The organism is Nitrospiraceae bacterium, from assembly GCA_021373015.1.
Classification (GTDB): Bacteria; Nitrospirota; Thermodesulfovibrionia; order Thermodesulfovibrionales; family UBA1546; genus JAJFTJ01.
Genome location: JAJFTJ010000007.1, coordinates 23,756 through 40,469, shown reverse-complemented (window position 1 = coordinate 40,469; position 16,714 = coordinate 23,756). Strand labels below are relative to the sequence as shown.

Sequence of the window (16,714 nt, the reverse complement as noted above, 5' to 3'; positions counted from 1 at the left end):
GGAGGAAAAGATTATGCGCCTCGGAGTCATACTCCTTATTTTAACTGTAATATTTTTTTCAGGCATTTCCATTTCAGATGCCCAGCAGCAGGGATCAGATGCTCTGGTCATAAGAGAGATGGCTGCGCTTGACAAAGCCTTCAAGACAACTATTGACGCGATTGTTTTTAATAAGCCCGAGATTATTGCACCGGCATACGAAGAAGTCCATAAAATCAGAGAAGAGGTCGAAACCAGATTAAAATCAGGACAGCAGATAACTCTTTCAAAAAACCAGAATCAGTTTAAAAGATTTGTAAGACTTGATAATCAGTTTCACCGCGAGACTGAAATACTTGTGAATGCCTCAAAAAAAAAGAATATGATTACAGTTCAGCAGCAGATGCAGAAAATGCTGAAGCTCTGCATAAAATGCCACAGCGTATTCAGAAAATAGCCTCAGCCTTAACAACTAATCTGGTATAATCATACGATGATAGAGGCAATAATCCTTGGAATAATCCAGGGCGCAACAGAATTTCTGCCTGTAAGCAGTACAGCGCATCTAATACTTCTTCCATGGTTCTTTAACTGGAGCGGAGAGGTAAACACCTTAACCTTCGACGTTGCGCTCCATGCAGGAACACTTCTGGCGCTGCTCGCATGCTTTTATAAAGACTGGGTAGAGATCTTTTCAAACAATAGAAAGTTATTACTGCTTCTGGTTATCGGAACAATCCCTGCAGCAATTCTAGGATTGTTATTCCACCATCAGATAGAAAATAATTTAAGACTGCCCGCTATTATTGCTGCAACTCTCATTATTTTTGCGATAATTATGCTTATATCAGAAAAATTCAGGGGTGAAAAAGATGTTAAACAGATCAGTCTTAAGGACGCAGTGATAATCGGCCTGTGTCAGGCAATTGCATTGATACCTGGAGTATCACGCTCAGGCATCACAATATCCGCAGGTCTTTTCAGCGGGATGAAAAGAGACGAAGCTGCAAGATTCTCATTCCTGCTTTCAACACCTGCTGTGTTTGGAGCAACACTACTTGAAGGCAAAAAACTCGTAGCATCTCCTGATAATTATGACTTGAAATTATTTATTGTCGGACTGGCAGTATCTGCAATAGCTGGTTTTGCTGTCATCAAGTTTCTCATGCATTTTTTCAGGAAACACACCTTGAATGTTTTTGTATATTACAGATTCATACTGGCAGCCACAATCCTAGGAGCGCTATGGCTGAAAAAATAAGAAAAATAAAAGACGAGATAACAGGCGTTATCCTTATTCTTGGAGGGTTTTACCTTGCACTCATTCTTGTAACCCACACAAAATGGGATCCTTCCTTTTTCACTTCGACAAGCTCGCCCGCAAAAAACTACGGCGGGATTGTAGGAGCTTATATATCAGATCTGCTTTTTGTGAGTTTGGGACTGACTTCTTTAATCATACCTGTCTTTATTATTATATTCGGCGTAAGAAGCCTTATCAGTAAAAAAGAAAATAGGCTTTATATTATCGGAGCTTTGCTCTTTATCCTGTCATCAACCATGCTTGCTTCACTTCTATCAGACACTTTTGATGTAAAGCCTGATTCAAATCCCGGCGGAATGACAGGACTTTTGATTAGTGATTTTATTAAAGGTCTTCTATCTATACCCGGGACATATATCTTTACATTATCAATATTTCTTTCTTCAATAATATTACTGAGTCCTGTCTCGCTTGTTTCACTTGCAATGAAGAAAAAACAAAAAAACAAAGGCAAGGTTATTGTGGAAGATGAAGAGGAATATATCGAGAATGATGAGCCTCTTGTATATATTGAACCTGAAAAAACTGCTTCTGCTCAGCCCCGTCAGATTCAAAAGGCCGAGGCTCTGCGTTCCAGAAAAATCGGAGACTATGAGCTTCCTCCTCTTGATCTGCTCAAAACTTACGACTCAGCAACAAGGCCCCAAAAAGATGAGCTTTTATCAAGTTCATATATGCTCGAGCAGAAACTTGCTGATTTTGACGTCGAAGGCAAGGTAATACAGGTATATCCCGGGCCGGTAGTAACCTTGTATGAATTCGAACCAGCGCCGGGAGTAAAGATAAACAGGGTTGTGTCCCTGTCAGACGATCTTGCACTATCACTCAAAGCCGCAGGCGTACGCGTTTCTCCTGTTGCAGGCAAGGCAGCAATAGGCATCGAGGTTCCAAACAGACAGCGCGAGACAGTTTCATTAAGAGAAATAATCTCTTCTGATAATTTCAGAAAAAGTCATTCAAGGCTCACACTTGCACTGGGCAAGGATATATTCGGGAATCCCATTGTTGCAGACCTATCAAAAATGCCTCACCTTCTTGTTGCAGGGGCAACAGGCTCAGGCAAAAGCGTTTCGATAAATTCAATGGTAATGAGCCTGCTCTATAAATCATCGCCAAAAGAAGTTAAGATGCTCATGATAGATCCAAAGCTCCTTGAACTTTCAGCATATGAAAATATCCCGCATCTTATCTCCCCTGTAATAACGAATCCAAAAGAAGCGGCAGAGGCCCTCAGGAAAATGGTCTATGAGATGGAAAGAAGATACCGGCTGCTTGCTGAAAAAGGCGCAAAGAATATTGAAGGATTTAATAAAAAAGCTTCAGACGAAGAACAACTCCCTTATATTGTCGTATTTATCGACGAGCTTGCAGATCTGATGTTTGCATCTGCAAATGAGGTTGAGGATGCTATTGCAAGACTCGCGCAAATGGCACGCGCATCAGGCATACATCTCATCCTTGCAACTCAAAGACCTTCAGTCGATGTCATAACCGGCGTTATAAAGGCGAATTTCCCTGCAAGGATCTCATTCCAGGTCACCTCAAAGATAGATTCAAGGACAATTCTCGATTCACAGGGCGCTGAACAGCTTCTTGGAAAAGGAGACATGCTCTTCATGCTTCCAGGCATTAAAATAATCCGTGTGCACGGCGCGCTAATTACTGAAGATGAGATAGCCTCGGTGACTGAATTCATAAAAGCTCAGGGTGAACCTGATTTTTCATCTTTTGAACAGATACGAATACAGGAACCTGAAACCACAGAGCCTTCGCCTGACAGGGATGAATTATATTATAAGGTTCTGGATCACGCAGAATCTATTGGTGAGATATCCATATCTTCAATACAAAGAAGATTTAAAATAGGTTATAACAAAGCTGCGCGAATCATGGAGTTGATGGAAGAAGACGGACTGGTGGGTTCTCCAAAAGGAGCTGGCAAGCCCAGAGATTTTTTAAGAAGGAGAAGATAGAAAATGAGAAAATATTCAACTATCAATGCGCTGTATATGTCTTTTTTCTCAAAATCATTATATAAAGATGTAGGAGCTGACTGGAAAGGCATATCATTTGTTTACCTTCTGCTTCTGCTTGTCTTAATATCTATCCCAATGATGTTTCAGCTGCAGTCCAGCTTAAATACATTTATTGACAATGAAGTTCCTAAATTAATAAAGCAGGTGCCTGAAATTAAGATCACAGACGGCATTGTTACAACAGATGTGAGTATGCCTTATACAATAAATGATACTGAGACAGACAGACCGCTGATTGTAATCGATACTACAGGAAAGATAAATTCTATTGAAGACGCCAATGCCCAGGCGCTGCTTACAAAAAACAAACTATTAATCAGAAAAAGCAAGATAGAGACAAGGACAATAGAACTGACCGATATCGAAAGCTTCACAATCAACCAGAGCAATCTATATGAATGGACTGATATATTCAGGACATGGATTATTATTATTTTATATCCGTTCATCCTGTTCTTTTTATATGCTTACCGCACTGTTCAGGCACTAGCATATGCGCTCATAGGAAAAATATTCGGCAGAGCATTAAAGACAGACCTGAATTATCAGGCTTTGATAAGTCTTGCTATTGTATCCATGACACCGGCTATTATTATAAATGCTGTCTACAGTTACATTAACCGCAGGATTCCATTCTGGTGGGTCATATGTTTTATAATTGCTATGTGTTATCTTTATTTTGCAGTAAGGTCTATTTCTGGGAAAGAAGTTGAGATAAAACAATAATTATGAAGATGCCATACATTAAACTTACAGCAGTTCTTTTCATATCTTTATTCATCTGCAATCTTTCTTCTGCATCAACAGTGGAGGAAGATGTTCAGAAGATACAAAATGCCTATTCAAAGATAGAAGATATAAAAGGCAGTTTTATTCAGAAAAGCTACATAAAAGACCTTAAAAAAACAGAGACATACAAAGGCAGTCTCCTGATAAAAAGACCCTCGAAGATGAGATGGGAATACAAAGGAGAAAAACCGCAAGAAGTAATCATTAACAATGACAGAATAATAATCTACAAAAAAACCGACAAGCAGGCTTACAAAGGTAATTTTGACAGGCAGACATACGGGCAGGCGCCTGTTGCGCTGTTGAATGGCTTTGGAAATATCAATGAAGAATTCAATATAACAAAAAAGAATGACAGGCTCATTCTCAAACCCAAGAAGCCAATGTCCAATATTGTTTCGATAGAGATCGAGACATCGGCTGAAAATTTTCCGATAAAATATTTTGTTATCAACGACACCTATTCAAATAAAGTGGAAATAAGACTCGAGAATATAGAGATAAATACAGGCGTCAAGGATTCAATTTTTAATTTTTCTCTGCCAAAGGGGACAAATATTTATGAGTATAATTCTCAAGGCTCTTAAAAAAGCAGAAGAAACAAAAACAGAAAAAGAACTTTTTCAGGACAAATCCTATTCATATATTTCCAAAGACAGCACAAAAATTATTTTATTGGTCATGTTATTCGTTGTATTGGTCGGTGTATTCTTTGTCTGGAACTTCTTCTTCAAAGACATAAAGTCTCCGATAGTGCAAACAACCAAGCTTCAGCCAATCAGCCAGCCAACGCCTGAAAAAATACAGCTCGAAGAAAAAAAAGAAATCTTGCTTGCACCAAAGCCTGAGGATACTGCAAAACTTATAGAAGATTCGCTCGTGATGCTTAAAAGCGACAACTATTCAGGAGCTGAGAGCGGCTTAAGAAGAGCATCCTTTCTTAAGCCTGATAATGCAGTAATTTACAATCATCTTGGTCTTGCATTAAAAAAACAGGGAAAATACAAAGAGGCTGCTGTTGAATATGCAAGAGCCATACAACTAAAGCCTGATTATTATGAGGCAATGAACAATCTTGCTGTTACACAAGAAATGCTTGGCGACACAGCTGCTGCAAAAGTCTTGTATAAAAAGGCTCTCTCAGTAAAACCATCATATGCCGAGGCTCATCTGAATTACGCCCTTCTTCTTGAGTCAGAGAACAATGAACAGGAAGCTGTAAGCCACTATCACACATTCCTTAATCTTTCATCAGACGAAGCTGTCAAAAAGAAAGTCAGCGAAAGACTCAGAAGACTCAAAAAATAATCAGCGTTTCTTTTTTCTCATTACATCATCAACCCAGCTCATCGCAGCCGACACCGTAGGGAACCCGATTGTGCTCGTAAGCAGAATTAGTGTATGGTATATCTCCTCTGGTTTAGCGCCTGCTTCAAGCGCCCTTCTTGCATGTGAATGCACAGAACCCTCTGATCTTATTGATGCTGCTGCAGCAAGCTGGACAAGATGGGATGTCTTGCTGTTAAGCGGACCCGATGCCTTTAATGTCTTGCCCAGACTGTCAACTGCTTTCAGGTATTCTTTGAATCTTTTTTGGATGTTCAAATACTGCGAAGGTAATTTAGTCATAACTCCTCCTTTAAACTGTTTACTTACAAAACTTTTACCACGATAATATTTAAAATGCAAGAAGATTATGTTAATGAAATTTTATATAATATCTCATGCTTATTTTAGGGATAGACACATCATGTGATGACACCTCAGCTGCAGTGGTTGAGGACGGCGTAAAAATCATCTCAAATATAGTATCGAGCCAGACTGATATCCACAGCAAATACGGCGGGATCGTGCCTGAGCTTGCTTCACGCAGACATATAGAGATGATATGGCCTGTTGTTGATGAAGCTCTTAAGACAGCAGTCATAAAACTTGAGGATATATCAGCAATAGCTGTATGCAATGGTCCAGGACTCATAGGTTCACTCCTTGTGGGATGTTCTTTTGCTAAAGCAGTCTCTTTTTCTAAAAATATTCCCCTTGTAGCAGTCAATCATATTGAGGGACATATATTCTCATGCTTTCTTGAAAAATCAAAGCCTGAATTCCCGTTCATATCTTTAATAGTCTCAGGCGGACATACCAGCCTATATCGCGTTGATGGATTCGGAAAATACAAAGAGCTGGGCAGAACCCGCGATGATGCTGCCGGCGAGGCATTCGATAAAGTCTCAAAACTTCTTGGACTAGGTTATCCGGGTGGACCTGTTATAGACAGACTTGCAGAAAAAGGAGATCCAAAATCCATAAATTTCACAAGACCGTATCTTCCTGAAACCCTTGATTTCAGTTTCAGCGGATTAAAAACAGCCGTGCTTCTCCATCTGAAAAAAAATGAAAGCAAATTATTCAAAGAGGACATATCTGCATCTTTTCAGGCCTGTATCATAGACGTTCTTATAAGAAAAACAGAACGGACAATATTAAATCAGAAAGTTCAGAGCGTTACTCTTTCAGGGGGAGTTGCAGCAAATAAAGAATTGAGAAAACGTATGAAAGAGATGGGAAATGATAGAGGGATAAAAATGTTCATACCTTCTGTTAATCTATGCACAGACAATGCTGCAATGATTGCAGGAGCTGGATTTCACCATTTCAAGGCCGGCGATTTCGCAGGGATGGATTTGAATCCAAAGGCGTATCTGCCGCTCTAGAGCCTTTTTCTATTCTTTAAAACCACTATCCCTATAATAGAAGCGATAAATAACAGGATGCTTATACCTTGAGAAACAGAGATAATGCCGAATATAAATCCTCTTATATCATCGCCTCTGTAAATCTCGACCATGAATCTCACGACCGAATAGACAAGAAGATATGTCATGAATAACTGACCCTTGAATGTCTGGTGCTTTCTAAGAGTAATAAGTATCAGGAAATTTATAAACTCTCCTATTGCCTCATAAATCTGAGTTGGATGCAGTGGAACTCCGAGCTTTGCAAGCGATTCAGGATCAAAAAAAGTCACTGCCCACGGAAGACCTTCTGCCTCTTTTCCATGACAGCATCCTGCTGTGAAGCATCCAAGTCTGCCGATTGCATGTCCGATTGCAAGCGACGGAGCAAAGATGTCTGCTGTTGTCCAGAGGTCAAGTTCTTTTTTCTTTGCATACCAGATGCCAACAGGTATAGCAAGAAGCACTCCGCCGTAAAATACAAGGCCACCCTGCCATATCTTGAGGATATCAAGAGGATTCCTGAAATAATATCCTGCATTCTGGATAACAAAAAAAAGTCTTGCGCCGATAAGCGCTGACAAAAGAATATAGAAACTGAGGTCAATTATTTTATCTGTAGACAGACCGAGTTTTTTTGCCTGTCTGACAGTTAGATAAAGTCCCAGCAGAAAACCTATTGCGATAAGTACACCATAAGTATGTATCGTGACTGGTCCTATTTTTATTAAAATCGGGAACATTATATCTCCTGTCCTAATTCTTTATTCATAACTATCTGTCTGAACAACCGGACTTCTGAGCAGTTTTATGAAAATCAGTCCTATGCCTATTGTGATAGCAGAATCCGCAACATTAAATGCAGGCCAGTGAAATCTGTTTATGAAAAAATCCAGAAAATCCCTGACAGAGCCGTAGTAGATCCTGTCAATAAGATTGCCTGCTGCTCCTGAGAGAATAAGGGAAAGCCCCAGAGGATCTTCCTTGTTTTTAAAAAACATATAGACAATAACTGCTATCGCAGCAATGGAGACTATTATAAAAACAGCATTCCCCCAGTCTTTGAACATGCCAAATGCAACGCCTGTATTTCTTACATTCACCAGATGAAAAAAAGGCGTAATCCTCACAGACTCAAAAGGACTTATCAGATTGTCTGCAAAATATTTTGTGATCTGGTCAATCATAACTACAGCAGATGCGATAAAAAGATAAGCTGTTTTTTTCATTTTATTACACCATAACACCTGCTGCATACCTCAGGCGCATCTTTAAATGTGCCTACAGAAATGCTACGACTCCAGCATCTCTCACATTTCATGCCTTCTGCCTTTTCTACAATAATTGAGATTTCAGAAGATTCTTGCGCTTCTAATAAACATTCTGTCTTTACTAACTCATCCTCTTTTCTTATCTCGGCAGCTGATACTATAAACAATGCGGATAAAAAATCCTTATAATCTCCGAGCAATTCATAATCTTTATCTGAGAGATAAAGAATTACCTTTGCCTCAAGAGAATTACCTATGAACTTTCCCTGTCTCTTTATCTCGAGCGCTTTATTTACATCATTTCTTATCTTTATCATTCTCTCCCATTTTTCTTCAAGGGAAGGATTGATGAATTTTTTATCAACAATAGGGAAAGGCGCAAGGAAAATACTTTCCTCTTTTTCGCCTGTCTTCAGCTCTTTTCTTATAGTCGACCATATCTCTTCAGCGGTAAATGAGACTGTCGGAGCCATAAGCCCGGTCATTGCTACAAGAATTTTATGGAGCACCCATTGGGCAGCCCTTCTTTCCTTTGAATCTGTCTTGAATGTATAAAGCCTGTCCTTGAGTATATCCAGATAAAAATTACTCATATCCACAATACAGAAATTGTGAAGCAGCTGATAGACTTCATGAAAATCAAATTTCTCATAAGCTCGAGTAATTTTTTCTATGAGATTCTGAAGTCTTGACATCGCCCATCTGTCCAACTCAAGAAGATCACTGCTGTAATTCCTGCCGTCAAAATCATTTATATTGCCAAGAAGGAATCTCGCAGTGTTTCTTATCTTTCTATAAGCCTCTGTAAGCCTGTCTATTATCTCTTTTGATATTCTTATATCATCACTGTAATCTTCTGCTGACACCCATAGTCTTAGTATCTCAGCTCCGTTTGCCTTTATTATTTCCTGAGGCGCTACTACATTTCCGAGTGATTTGGACATCTTCTTTCCTGATCCGTCCACAACAAAGCCGTGCGTAAGCACTGTTTTATATGGAGCTTTCCCTCTTGTGCCTGTGGATGCAAGCAGAGAACTTTGGAACCATCCTCTGTGCTGATCGCTGCCCTCAAGATACATATCAGCAGGCCATGTGAGTCTTTTGTCATTCTCTACTACAGCAGCATGGCTTACGCCTGAATCAAACCATACATCCAATATGTCCATCTCTTTTGAAAATGATGTTTTCCCGCATCCCTTGCATTTATATCCTGAAGGAAGAAACTCTGACGCTTTTTTTATGAACCATATATCAGCTCCGTTCTTTTCAACATCTTTTATTATTCCTTCAAGAACACTACTGTCTTTTACAAAACTCCCGCACTCATTACATCTTATGATAGTGATAGGAACACCCCACGAGCGCTGTCTTGAGATACACCAGTCAGGCCTGTTAAGAACCATATTGTAGATTCTATCCCTGCCCCACTTTGGAACCCAGTTCACCTTATCAATCTCTGCAAGAGATTTTTCTCTGAGCTGATTATTAGAGAGAGATATAAACCACTGCTCTGTTGCGCGGAATATCACAGGCCTTTTGCATCTCCAGCAATGGGGATATGAATGTCCTACCTTTTCTTCTTTTATTAATGCGTTATTGTTTTTTAGCGTCTCGATTATTGCAGCATTTGCCTTGAATACAAACTGCCCCTGAAATTCACCTGCCTCTTTTGTGAATTTACCGTTGTCATCAACAGGCGCAAATATATCAAGTTTGTATTTTAGTCCTACTGCATAGTCATCCTCGCCGTGTCCCGGCGCTATATGAACAATTCCTGTCCCTTCTTCAAGAGATACGAAATCAGCAAGCACAGTCCTTGATTTTCTCTTAATGAATGGATGATGTGCATTCATATTTTCAAGATCCTTCCCTAAGACTGATGCAAGGATATTTCCTTCAAGACCAATTCTCTCTTTTAATTCATTCATCCTTCCTTCGGCAACAATATAAATCTCATTGTTATGTTTTACTGCAGCATATTTGAGTTCCGGATGGAATGCGAGTGCAAGATTTGCAGGCAGAGTCCACGGGGTTGTTGTCCAGATGATTACAAAAACATCTTTTCCTTTAAGAATAGGAATATATTTTTTCAGGTCATTCTCGTCTATCCTGAATTTAACAAACACTGACGGAGATTCTTTATCAGCGTATTCGACCTCAGCCTCTGCAAGTGCGGTAACGCATGAAGGACACCAGTGAACAGGCTTCTTGCCTTTATATACAGAACCGTTTTTTACGAATTCTACAAATTCTTTTACTATCGCCCCTTCATATCCATATGACATAGTAAGATAAGGCGTCTGCCAGTCTCCGAATACACCGAGCCTTTTGAATTCATCTCTTTGTATATCAACAAACTTTGCTGCGTATTCCTTGCAGAGTTTTCTTTTTTCAAGGATGTCTACCTTATCTTTTTTTTCTCCAAGATTTTTGTCTACCTGAAGTTCGATAGGCAGTCCGTGGCAGTCCCATCCAGGAACATAAGGCGAATAAAATCCCTGCATTGATTTGAATTTTATAATTATATCCTTGAGTATCTTGTTGAGTGCATGCCCGATATGGATGTTCCCGTTAGCATAAGGCGGACCATCATGCAGTATGTAGGAATCTCTGCCTTCATGTTTATCCTGAATCTTCTGATATATGCTGTTATCCTCCCAGAACTTCAGCATCTCGGGCTCCTTCTGTGTGAGGTTAGCCTTCATGGGGAAACCCGTTTTAGGCAGATTCAGTGTGTCTTTGTAGTCCTTCTTTTCCGTCATTTATCTTCTGTCTTCTCCTTCTTGTGAGCTTCTCTCTCAGTTATTATCTTTTGCGCCATATGTGAAGGAACTTCTTCATAATGTGAAAACTCCATCGAATACATTCCTCTTCCTGATGTGAAACTGTGAAGCTGGTTAGCATAAGTCAGCATCTCTGACATTGGAACAAGTGCGCTTATCTTCTGGTTCTTGCTCTGAGGCTCTACACCCTGAACCTTTCCTCTCTTTGAGTTAAGGTCTCCTATTACTGCGCCAAGCGCCTCATCAGGAGTTGTAACCTCTACTTTCATTATCGGCTCAAGCAGAATCGGTTTTGCATCCTCAACAGCTTTTTTAATAGCCATCGAGCCCGCGATCTTGAATGCCATTTCTGAAGAGTCAACTGTATGATATGAGCCGTCATAAAGTGTTACCCTGATATCAACCATCGGATAACCTGCAATTATTCCCTCATGCATTGCATCAACAATGCCTTTCTCAACAGCAGGGATATATTGCCTCGGGATAGATCCGCCGACAACCTTATCAACAAATTCAAAACCTTTGCTTCTTGCAAGAGGCTCGATCATTATATGGCAGTCTCCATACTGACCTCTCCCTCCTGACTGCTTTTTGTATCTTCCCTGAGCCTTTGCTGCAGCCTTTATTGTTTCTCTGTAAGGGATCTTAGGCGTCTTCATCATAACTTCTGCACCGAATTTTCTCTTTAATCTCTCTAAGGCAACTTCAAGATGAACCTGCCCCATTCCAGAGAGTATCATTTCTTTTGTCTCTTCGTCCCTGTGAAACTTTATTGTCGGGTCTTCTTCAAGAATCCTGTGAAGACCAACGCTCACCTTTTCCTCATCCCCCTTTACCTTTGTAGCTATTGCATATGAGATTATCGGTTCGGCAAATTTAACTTTATCGAATACTATTGGATGCGCTTTCTCGCAGAGCGTATCGCCAGTATTTGTCTCTTTTAATTTTGTGAGAACGCCTAACTCTCCGGGACCAAGCTGTGCTGCCGGTATCTGTTTTTTGCCGAGAAGGTAGGAAACATGTCCTATTCTTTCTTCAGTATCTGAATTTGCATTATGCACAGTTGAGTCAGCTCTTAATATACCTGAATAAATCCTGAACAGCGAGAGCTTGCCTGCATAAGGGTCTGCTATTGTCTTGAACACATATGCTGAGAAGGGTTCTTTTGGATCAGGCTTTCTCTGAACTTGCTCGCCGGTTTTAGGATTCTTTCCCTTTATTGGAAAAACCTTCACAAGGTCATCAGGTGATGGAAGACAGAGTATTATTGTATCAAGCAGCTGAGGAATGCCGATATTTTTTGTAGCTGACCCGCAGACCACAGGTATAAATTTCTTTGATAACGCGCCTTCCTTTATTCCCTTCAAGATTTCTTCGTGTGTCAATTCATTGCCTTCAAGATATTTCTCCAAAAGCGCATCATCTGACTCTGCAATTTTCTCTATTAGCTTTTTTCTGTATTCCTGTAACAGTGAAGCCATGTCAGCAGGCATCTCAGATTCAACTGCCTTGCCATTATTGAATTTATATGCCTTCATATTAACGAGGTCTATTATTCCTGTGAAATTGTCACCTGCTCCTATTGGTATCTGGAGGGCTAATCCTTCTGTTGCAAATGACTGGCTGAGTTCATCAAGCGCCACATGAAAATTGGCTGCTTCCTTGTCCATCTTGCTTATAAAAACAATTCTCGGTATTTCATATTCACATGCATATCTCCAGATTTTCTCTGTCTCGCCTTTTACACCTGAGATAGCGCTGACTATTACAACCGCACCGTCAACAGCCTTGAGGCAGCCTCTAACATCTTCAATAAAATTTATGAATCCTGGAGTGTCAATAACATTCACCCTGTAACCATTCCAGTTACAAAACCCAAGAGCAGAAATGATAGTTATCTTTCTCGCAATTTCTTCCGGCTCACAATCTGTTGTAGTATTGCCTTCCTCGATAGTGCCAAGTCTATCTACTGATCCTGAATCAAAAAGCATTGCCTCGACAAGCGAAGTTTTACCCGCGCCTCCATGTGCAATTACAGCAACATTGCGAATCTTGTCGACTTCAAAATTAGCCATAAGACACCCTCCCTCGTTTTATAGAACTCTTAGTATTCAACTAAAATTCAAACGAATAAAAGTTTGAGGCTGATCAGCTAGCTTTCAATCATTAAGTATTTCTTCTATTACAGGTCTTGATTCAGTCTTTTTTTCTGCCTTCATACTCCAGAGTTTTATTACAATGAAAGAAAGCAGAAAAGCCCCGAATCCGAATATAGCTGAAACCAGATCAGAATTCATATCGCTCATTTTTGGGCTGACAACATCCTTGCCTATTATTGCGCCTGCTATGAGTGCGATTGCAGGGAGGCCGTAAACAATAATAGAGCCGCCAAGATACGTATAGCTGTTTATGACAACCCTGACCTTCTGCCCTATAGATGCATTCACTTTGTTTACTGCATCTATCTCCATAGTCTGTGCATCAGGTTTGCATGTGCCTGCAGTACAGCCCTCGCAGATGCTTTTTTTTGGAACCGAGACCTTGGCTAAAACACCATCTATGCTTTTTACTATGCCAATCTCTTCCATAATTGTAGAATTTTACCATACTGGGTTTTGAAAAGTCTTGATTTTACAATAGCCCTAAACTACCTTATTTTTATACGAAAAACACGCTCTATTCCGGCAAAATCCTTAATAATATTAATATCGCTGAAACCTGCCTGCTTTGCAATCTTTGCAATATCGTCAGCCTGTCCCATGCCGATCTCAAGAAAAACACAGCCATTATCCGAAAGATATTTCCCTGCATCTGAAATTATTTTTCTGTAGAATTCCATACCGTCTTCTCCACCATCAAGCGCTGTATGAGGTTCCCAATCTTTGATTTCCTGCTGGAGAGAATCAATATCATTTTTTTTAATATAAGGTGGATTAGAGACTATCAGATCAAAAGGCGTAAATTGTCTGGCTGGTTCATACAATGAGCCTGAAAAAAAAGATATATTTTTAATGTTATTAATCTTTGCATTTTCTACTGCATATTCAAGAGCCCTGTCTGATATGTCTGTGCCAAATACCTTTGAATAAGGAAAATTTTTTGCTATTGCAAAAGCAAGGCACCCTGAGCCTGTGCAAAGGTCAAGGATTTTCACTTCAGCCTCAGAAGGTAAAATTTTAATAACTTCTTCTGCTATAATCTCTGTCTCGGGCCTTGGAATAAGAACACCTTTACCTACTTTTATTTTAAGTCCGAAAAAATCAACATGGCCCAGTATGTATTGTATTGGCTCTCTTCTTATACGTCTTTGAACAAGTGAATCTATAAATCCAGATGTCTCATATGTAATCTCTATATCTTTCGCATAAAGCGTATGTTTGTCTATCTGAAGCGTCTCTGTTATTAACAGCACAGCCTCTTTTGCAGAATCCTCGATGCCTTTAGATTCAAGGAGAGTAGAAACCTCTTTTATTTTTTCGATCACATTCATAGATTATCCGTCTGATTCATTTCGTGTCCATAATATCACAAAATCTAAAAACCGTAAAATCTGAATACTTAATCAACGCGATTTTTTCTTTAAAAAGTCTTTTGGATGTGATACTGTTTTAGCAGTTTTAGGGAAATACGACAGTTCGTATACTAATTGCTAGAACATGTATTATAAGGGACTGAACAATGAGCTTAATTAATAAGATATCCAGAAATATTAAATTTCTGAAAAACCTCTACAGAAACAGAGATACTATTCGTTCTCTATTGAAATCAGATAATTTTCGTTTTATTAGATTTGCAGCTCCAGGTCATTTTTATTCTCCTATACCTGACTTTCAAGAAATTTGTTCAAAATCAAGATATATTTTTGACAGATCAGCAACAAGCATAGAATCACTAAAGATTAACGCTGATTCACAGATTCAACTCATAGAGAGCGTCTCTGCGCTATATAAGGAAATGCCATTCCCCGACACTAAATCAGAAGAATATCGTTACTATCTTGACAATCCATTTTTTAGCTACGGTGATGGTATCATCTTGTATTTTTTTTTGAGGCACTTTAGTCCAAAGCGCATAATTGAGGTTGGATCTGGATTTTCCTCATCTGAAATGCTCGACATAAATGACTTGTTTCTTCATAAAAAAGTTGATTTTACATTTATTGAACCGTTTCCAGACCGATTATTCACTTTACTTTCAGAAGAAGACAGAGGGAAAGTCAGGGTAGAAGTAAAACAAATCCAAGAAGTTGAATTGAATATCTTCAGCTCGCTCGAAGCAGATGATATCCTATTCATCGATTCGAGTCATGTAACAAAAATCAATAGTGATGTCCTGCATATTCTTTTTCATATCCTTCCTCAACTTAAAAAGGGCGTGCTGATACATTTTCACGATGTCCTATGGCCATTTGAGTATCCAAAGAATTGGCTAGAAGATGGACGAGCATGGAATGAAGCATATATTCTACGGGCTTTTTTGCAGTATAATCAGGCCTTTGAAATTCTGTATTTCAATTCCTACATGGCGTTACATCATACTGACGTTTTAGAAAAGTCCATGCCGCGCATACTGAATACGCCTAGTTCAAAGTTAACGCCCGGAAATACAAGCTTGTGGATAAGAAAGGTGCTCTAACAAGTCGCTGTACTGGACAGTAATTTCATCACACTCCGTAGTCGTATAATGTTCAAAATATACGACTACAAACAAAAACTTTAAATTTATAATCTTTACAGTTCTTTCAGCTTTTCTGTCTGATAATAGATGATCAGTCCTTCGACTATTTCGTCAAGGTTTCCCTCAAGAATATTTTCAAGCTTGTGAAGCGTAAGCCCTATTCTGTGGTCTGTCACCCTGTTTTGCGGGAAATTATATGTTCTTATTCTTTCGCTTCTGTCTCCAGTGCCGACCTGCGTTTTTCTATCAGCAGCGCGCTCTTTATCTTTTTTCTCTATCTCAAGTTCAAGCAGTCTTGAGCGCAGAACCTTCATCGCTTTTCCCCTGTTTTTCAACTGAGACCTCTCATCCTGACACTGTACAACAAGACCTGTAGGCACATGGGTGATCCTGACTGCTGAATAGGTAGTATTAACGCTCTGTCCTCCTGCGCCTGATGAGCAGAATGTATCAATCCTGAGATCTTTTTCTTCTATCCTTATATCAACATCTTCGGCTTCAGGCAAAACTGCAACTGTTGCAGCTGATGTGTGAATTCTTCCTGATGTTTCTGTTTGTGGGACTCTTTGTACGCGATGCACTCCGCTTTCATACTTTAACTTGCTGTAAACATCTTTACCATCTATTGATGCTACAATCTCCTTGAGTCCTCCAAGTCCTGTTGGACTCGAATCAATTATCTCAACTTTCCATTTCTTTGACTCAGCATATCTTGAATACATCCTGAACAGGTTACCAGCAAACAATGCTGCCTCGTCTCCGCCTGTTCCTGCTCTTATTTCCAGAATTACGCTCTTCTCGTCCCTGGAATCTTTTGGAATAAGCATTATCTTGAGATCTTCCTCAATCTTCGGCTTTCTGTCTCTGAGTTCATTTATCTCTGTCTTAGCAAGCTCTACCATCTCACTGTCTTCGCTTTTAATCATCTCTTCTGCTTCTTCTATATCAGAGATGAGTTTCATATATTCGTCTATCTTTGTAACAATAGGCTGGAGCTCTGACTGTTCCCTGGAACATTTCTGATATTCATAAGGTATTGCAAGGATCTTAGGATCCATCAGAAAATTATTAAGCTTTTCGTATCTTTCTTTTATTGCATGGAGTTTATCAAGCATCTTTC

At 39.5% G+C, this 16,714-nt stretch carries 16 protein-coding genes; 8 read left to right on the top strand and 8 right to left on the bottom strand.

Annotation, left to right across the window (positions count from 1 at the left end):
* Positions 1-13: 13 nt before the first annotated feature.
* The 6 genes from LLF28_04155 to LLF28_04130 are packed head-to-tail and all read left to right on the top strand — an operon-like array spanning position 14 to position 5,436.
* Positions 14-436: a hypothetical protein gene (locus LLF28_04155; GenBank protein ID MCE5194637.1), complete on the top strand. Its 423-nt coding sequence runs from the start codon at positions 14-16 to the stop codon at positions 434-436.
* A gap of 36 nt (positions 437-472) precedes the next feature.
* Positions 473-1,240: an undecaprenyl-diphosphatase UppP gene (gene uppP / locus LLF28_04150; protein MCE5194636.1), complete on the top strand. Its 768-nt coding sequence runs from the start codon at positions 473-475 to the stop codon at positions 1,238-1,240.
* Complete coding sequence (locus tag LLF28_04145) at positions 1,225-3,276, top strand: DNA translocase FtsK (protein MCE5194635.1); 2,052 nt, start codon at positions 1,225-1,227, stop codon at positions 3,274-3,276. The genes uppP and LLF28_04145 overlap by 16 nt, the downstream gene beginning before the upstream one ends.
* 3 nt (positions 3,277-3,279) lie before the next feature.
* A complete protein-coding gene (locus LLF28_04140) occupies positions 3,280-4,065 on the top strand; it encodes a DUF1189 domain-containing protein (GenBank protein MCE5194634.1) in 786 nt (261 codons plus the stop codon).
* A gap of 2 nt (positions 4,066-4,067) precedes the next feature.
* Positions 4,068-4,715: an outer membrane lipoprotein chaperone LolA gene (lolA, locus tag LLF28_04135; GenBank protein MCE5194633.1), complete on the top strand. Its 648-nt coding sequence runs from the start codon at positions 4,068-4,070 to the stop codon at positions 4,713-4,715.
* Entirely contained in the window at positions 4,690-5,436 is a 747-nt protein-coding gene (locus LLF28_04130) for a tetratricopeptide repeat protein (protein MCE5194632.1), read from the top strand. The genes lolA and LLF28_04130 overlap by 26 nt, the downstream gene beginning before the upstream one ends.
* Here LLF28_04130 and LLF28_04125 read toward each other — a convergent pair whose 3' ends face one another.
* Positions 5,437-5,757, bottom strand: coding sequence for a carboxymuconolactone decarboxylase family protein (locus tag LLF28_04125; GenBank protein ID MCE5194631.1), 321 nt, complete (start codon positions 5,755-5,757; stop codon positions 5,437-5,439).
* 95 nt (positions 5,758-5,852) lie between these two features.
* Here LLF28_04125 and tsaD point away from each other — a divergent pair, with 95 nt between their 5' ends.
* Positions 5,853-6,842 carry a tRNA (adenosine(37)-N6)-threonylcarbamoyltransferase complex transferase subunit TsaD gene (gene tsaD, locus LLF28_04120; protein MCE5194630.1) on the top strand — a complete coding sequence of 330 codons (990 nt, stop codon included), beginning with the start codon at positions 5,853-5,855 and terminating at the stop codon, positions 6,840-6,842.
* Here the strand turns inward: tsaD and lgt are convergent.
* The 6 genes from lgt to prmC all read right to left on the bottom strand — a co-directional run bounded on the left by lgt (position 6,839) and on the right by prmC (position 14,407).
* Positions 6,839-7,606: a prolipoprotein diacylglyceryl transferase gene (gene lgt, locus LLF28_04115; GenBank protein ID MCE5194629.1), complete on the bottom strand. Its 768-nt coding sequence runs from the start codon at positions 7,604-7,606 to the stop codon at positions 6,839-6,841. The two genes, tsaD and lgt, sit on opposite strands and share 4 nt — an antisense overlap.
* A gap of 21 nt (positions 7,607-7,627) precedes the next feature.
* Positions 7,628-8,092, bottom strand: a complete 465-nt coding sequence (gene lspA / locus LLF28_04110; protein ID MCE5194628.1) for a signal peptidase II — start codon at positions 8,090-8,092, stop codon at positions 7,628-7,630.
* Entirely contained in the window at positions 8,089-10,896 is a 2,808-nt protein-coding gene (gene ileS / locus LLF28_04105) for an isoleucine--tRNA ligase (protein ID MCE5194627.1), read from the bottom strand. The genes lspA and ileS overlap by 4 nt, the downstream gene beginning before the upstream one ends.
* The gene (gene fusA / locus LLF28_04100) at positions 10,893-12,992 is read right to left on the bottom strand and encodes an elongation factor G (protein MCE5194626.1); all 2,100 of its coding nucleotides are present in this window, start codon (positions 12,990-12,992) and stop codon (positions 10,893-10,895) included. The genes ileS and fusA overlap by 4 nt, the downstream gene beginning before the upstream one ends.
* Before the next feature lie 84 nt (positions 12,993-13,076).
* The gene (locus tag LLF28_04095; GenBank protein MCE5194625.1) at positions 13,077-13,505 is read right to left on the bottom strand and encodes a SoxR reducing system RseC family protein; all 429 of its coding nucleotides are present in this window, start codon (positions 13,503-13,505) and stop codon (positions 13,077-13,079) included.
* Positions 13,506-13,564: 59 nt separating this feature from the next.
* Positions 13,565-14,407 carry a peptide chain release factor N(5)-glutamine methyltransferase gene (gene prmC / locus LLF28_04090; protein MCE5194624.1) on the bottom strand — a complete coding sequence of 281 codons (843 nt, stop codon included), beginning with the start codon at positions 14,405-14,407 and terminating at the stop codon, positions 13,565-13,567.
* A gap of 188 nt (positions 14,408-14,595) precedes the next feature.
* On the opposite strand from prmC, the gene LLF28_04085 reads away from it, so the two are divergent.
* Positions 14,596-15,552 (top strand): class I SAM-dependent methyltransferase, encoded by a 957-nt coding sequence (locus tag LLF28_04085; GenBank protein ID MCE5194623.1) that lies wholly within the window; start codon positions 14,596-14,598, stop codon positions 15,550-15,552.
* Positions 15,553-15,647: 95 nt separating this feature from the next.
* On the opposite strand, the gene prfA is transcribed toward LLF28_04085, so the two are convergent.
* Positions 15,648-16,709, bottom strand: coding sequence for a peptide chain release factor 1 (prfA, locus tag LLF28_04080; protein MCE5194622.1), 1,062 nt, complete (start codon positions 16,707-16,709; stop codon positions 15,648-15,650).
* Positions 16,710-16,714: the final 5 nt, after the last annotated feature.

What these genes read in the sequence shown, in the direction of transcription:
- LLF28_04155 (MCE5194637.1), top strand. Translation starts at nt 14, where the DNA reads ATGCGCCTCGGAGTCATACTCCTTATTTTAACTGTAATATTTTTTTCA.
- LLF28_04125 (MCE5194631.1), bottom strand. Translation starts at nt 5,757, where the DNA reads ATGACTAAATTACCTTCGCAGTATTTGAACATCCAAAAAAGATTCAAA.
- prfA (MCE5194622.1), bottom strand. Translation starts at nt 16,709, where the DNA reads ATGCTTGATAAACTCCATGCAATAAAAGAAAGATACGAAAAGCTTAAT.
- uppP (MCE5194636.1), top strand. Translation starts at nt 473, where the DNA reads ATGATAGAGGCAATAATCCTTGGAATAATCCAGGGCGCAACAGAATTT.
- tsaD (MCE5194630.1), top strand. Translation starts at nt 5,853, where the DNA reads ATGCTTATTTTAGGGATAGACACATCATGTGATGACACCTCAGCTGCA.
- LLF28_04140 (MCE5194634.1), top strand. Translation starts at nt 3,280, where the DNA reads ATGAGAAAATATTCAACTATCAATGCGCTGTATATGTCTTTTTTCTCA.
- lgt (MCE5194629.1), bottom strand. Translation starts at nt 7,606, where the DNA reads ATGTTCCCGATTTTAATAAAAATAGGACCAGTCACGATACATACTTAT.
- LLF28_04145 (MCE5194635.1), top strand. Translation starts at nt 1,225, where the DNA reads ATGGCTGAAAAAATAAGAAAAATAAAAGACGAGATAACAGGCGTTATC.
- fusA (MCE5194626.1), bottom strand. Translation starts at nt 12,992, where the DNA reads ATGGCTAATTTTGAAGTCGACAAGATTCGCAATGTTGCTGTAATTGCA.
- LLF28_04095 (MCE5194625.1), bottom strand. Translation starts at nt 13,505, where the DNA reads ATGGAAGAGATTGGCATAGTAAAAAGCATAGATGGTGTTTTAGCCAAG.
- lspA (MCE5194628.1), bottom strand. Translation starts at nt 8,092, where the DNA reads ATGAAAAAAACAGCTTATCTTTTTATCGCATCTGCTGTAGTTATGATT.
- prmC (MCE5194624.1), bottom strand. Translation starts at nt 14,407, where the DNA reads ATGAATGTGATCGAAAAAATAAAAGAGGTTTCTACTCTCCTTGAATCT.
- lolA (MCE5194633.1), top strand. Translation starts at nt 4,068, where the DNA reads ATGAAGATGCCATACATTAAACTTACAGCAGTTCTTTTCATATCTTTA.
- LLF28_04130 (MCE5194632.1), top strand. Translation starts at nt 4,690, where the DNA reads ATGAGTATAATTCTCAAGGCTCTTAAAAAAGCAGAAGAAACAAAAACA.
- LLF28_04085 (MCE5194623.1), top strand. Translation starts at nt 14,596, where the DNA reads ATGAGCTTAATTAATAAGATATCCAGAAATATTAAATTTCTGAAAAAC.
- ileS (MCE5194627.1), bottom strand. Translation starts at nt 10,896, where the DNA reads ATGACGGAAAAGAAGGACTACAAAGACACACTGAATCTGCCTAAAACG.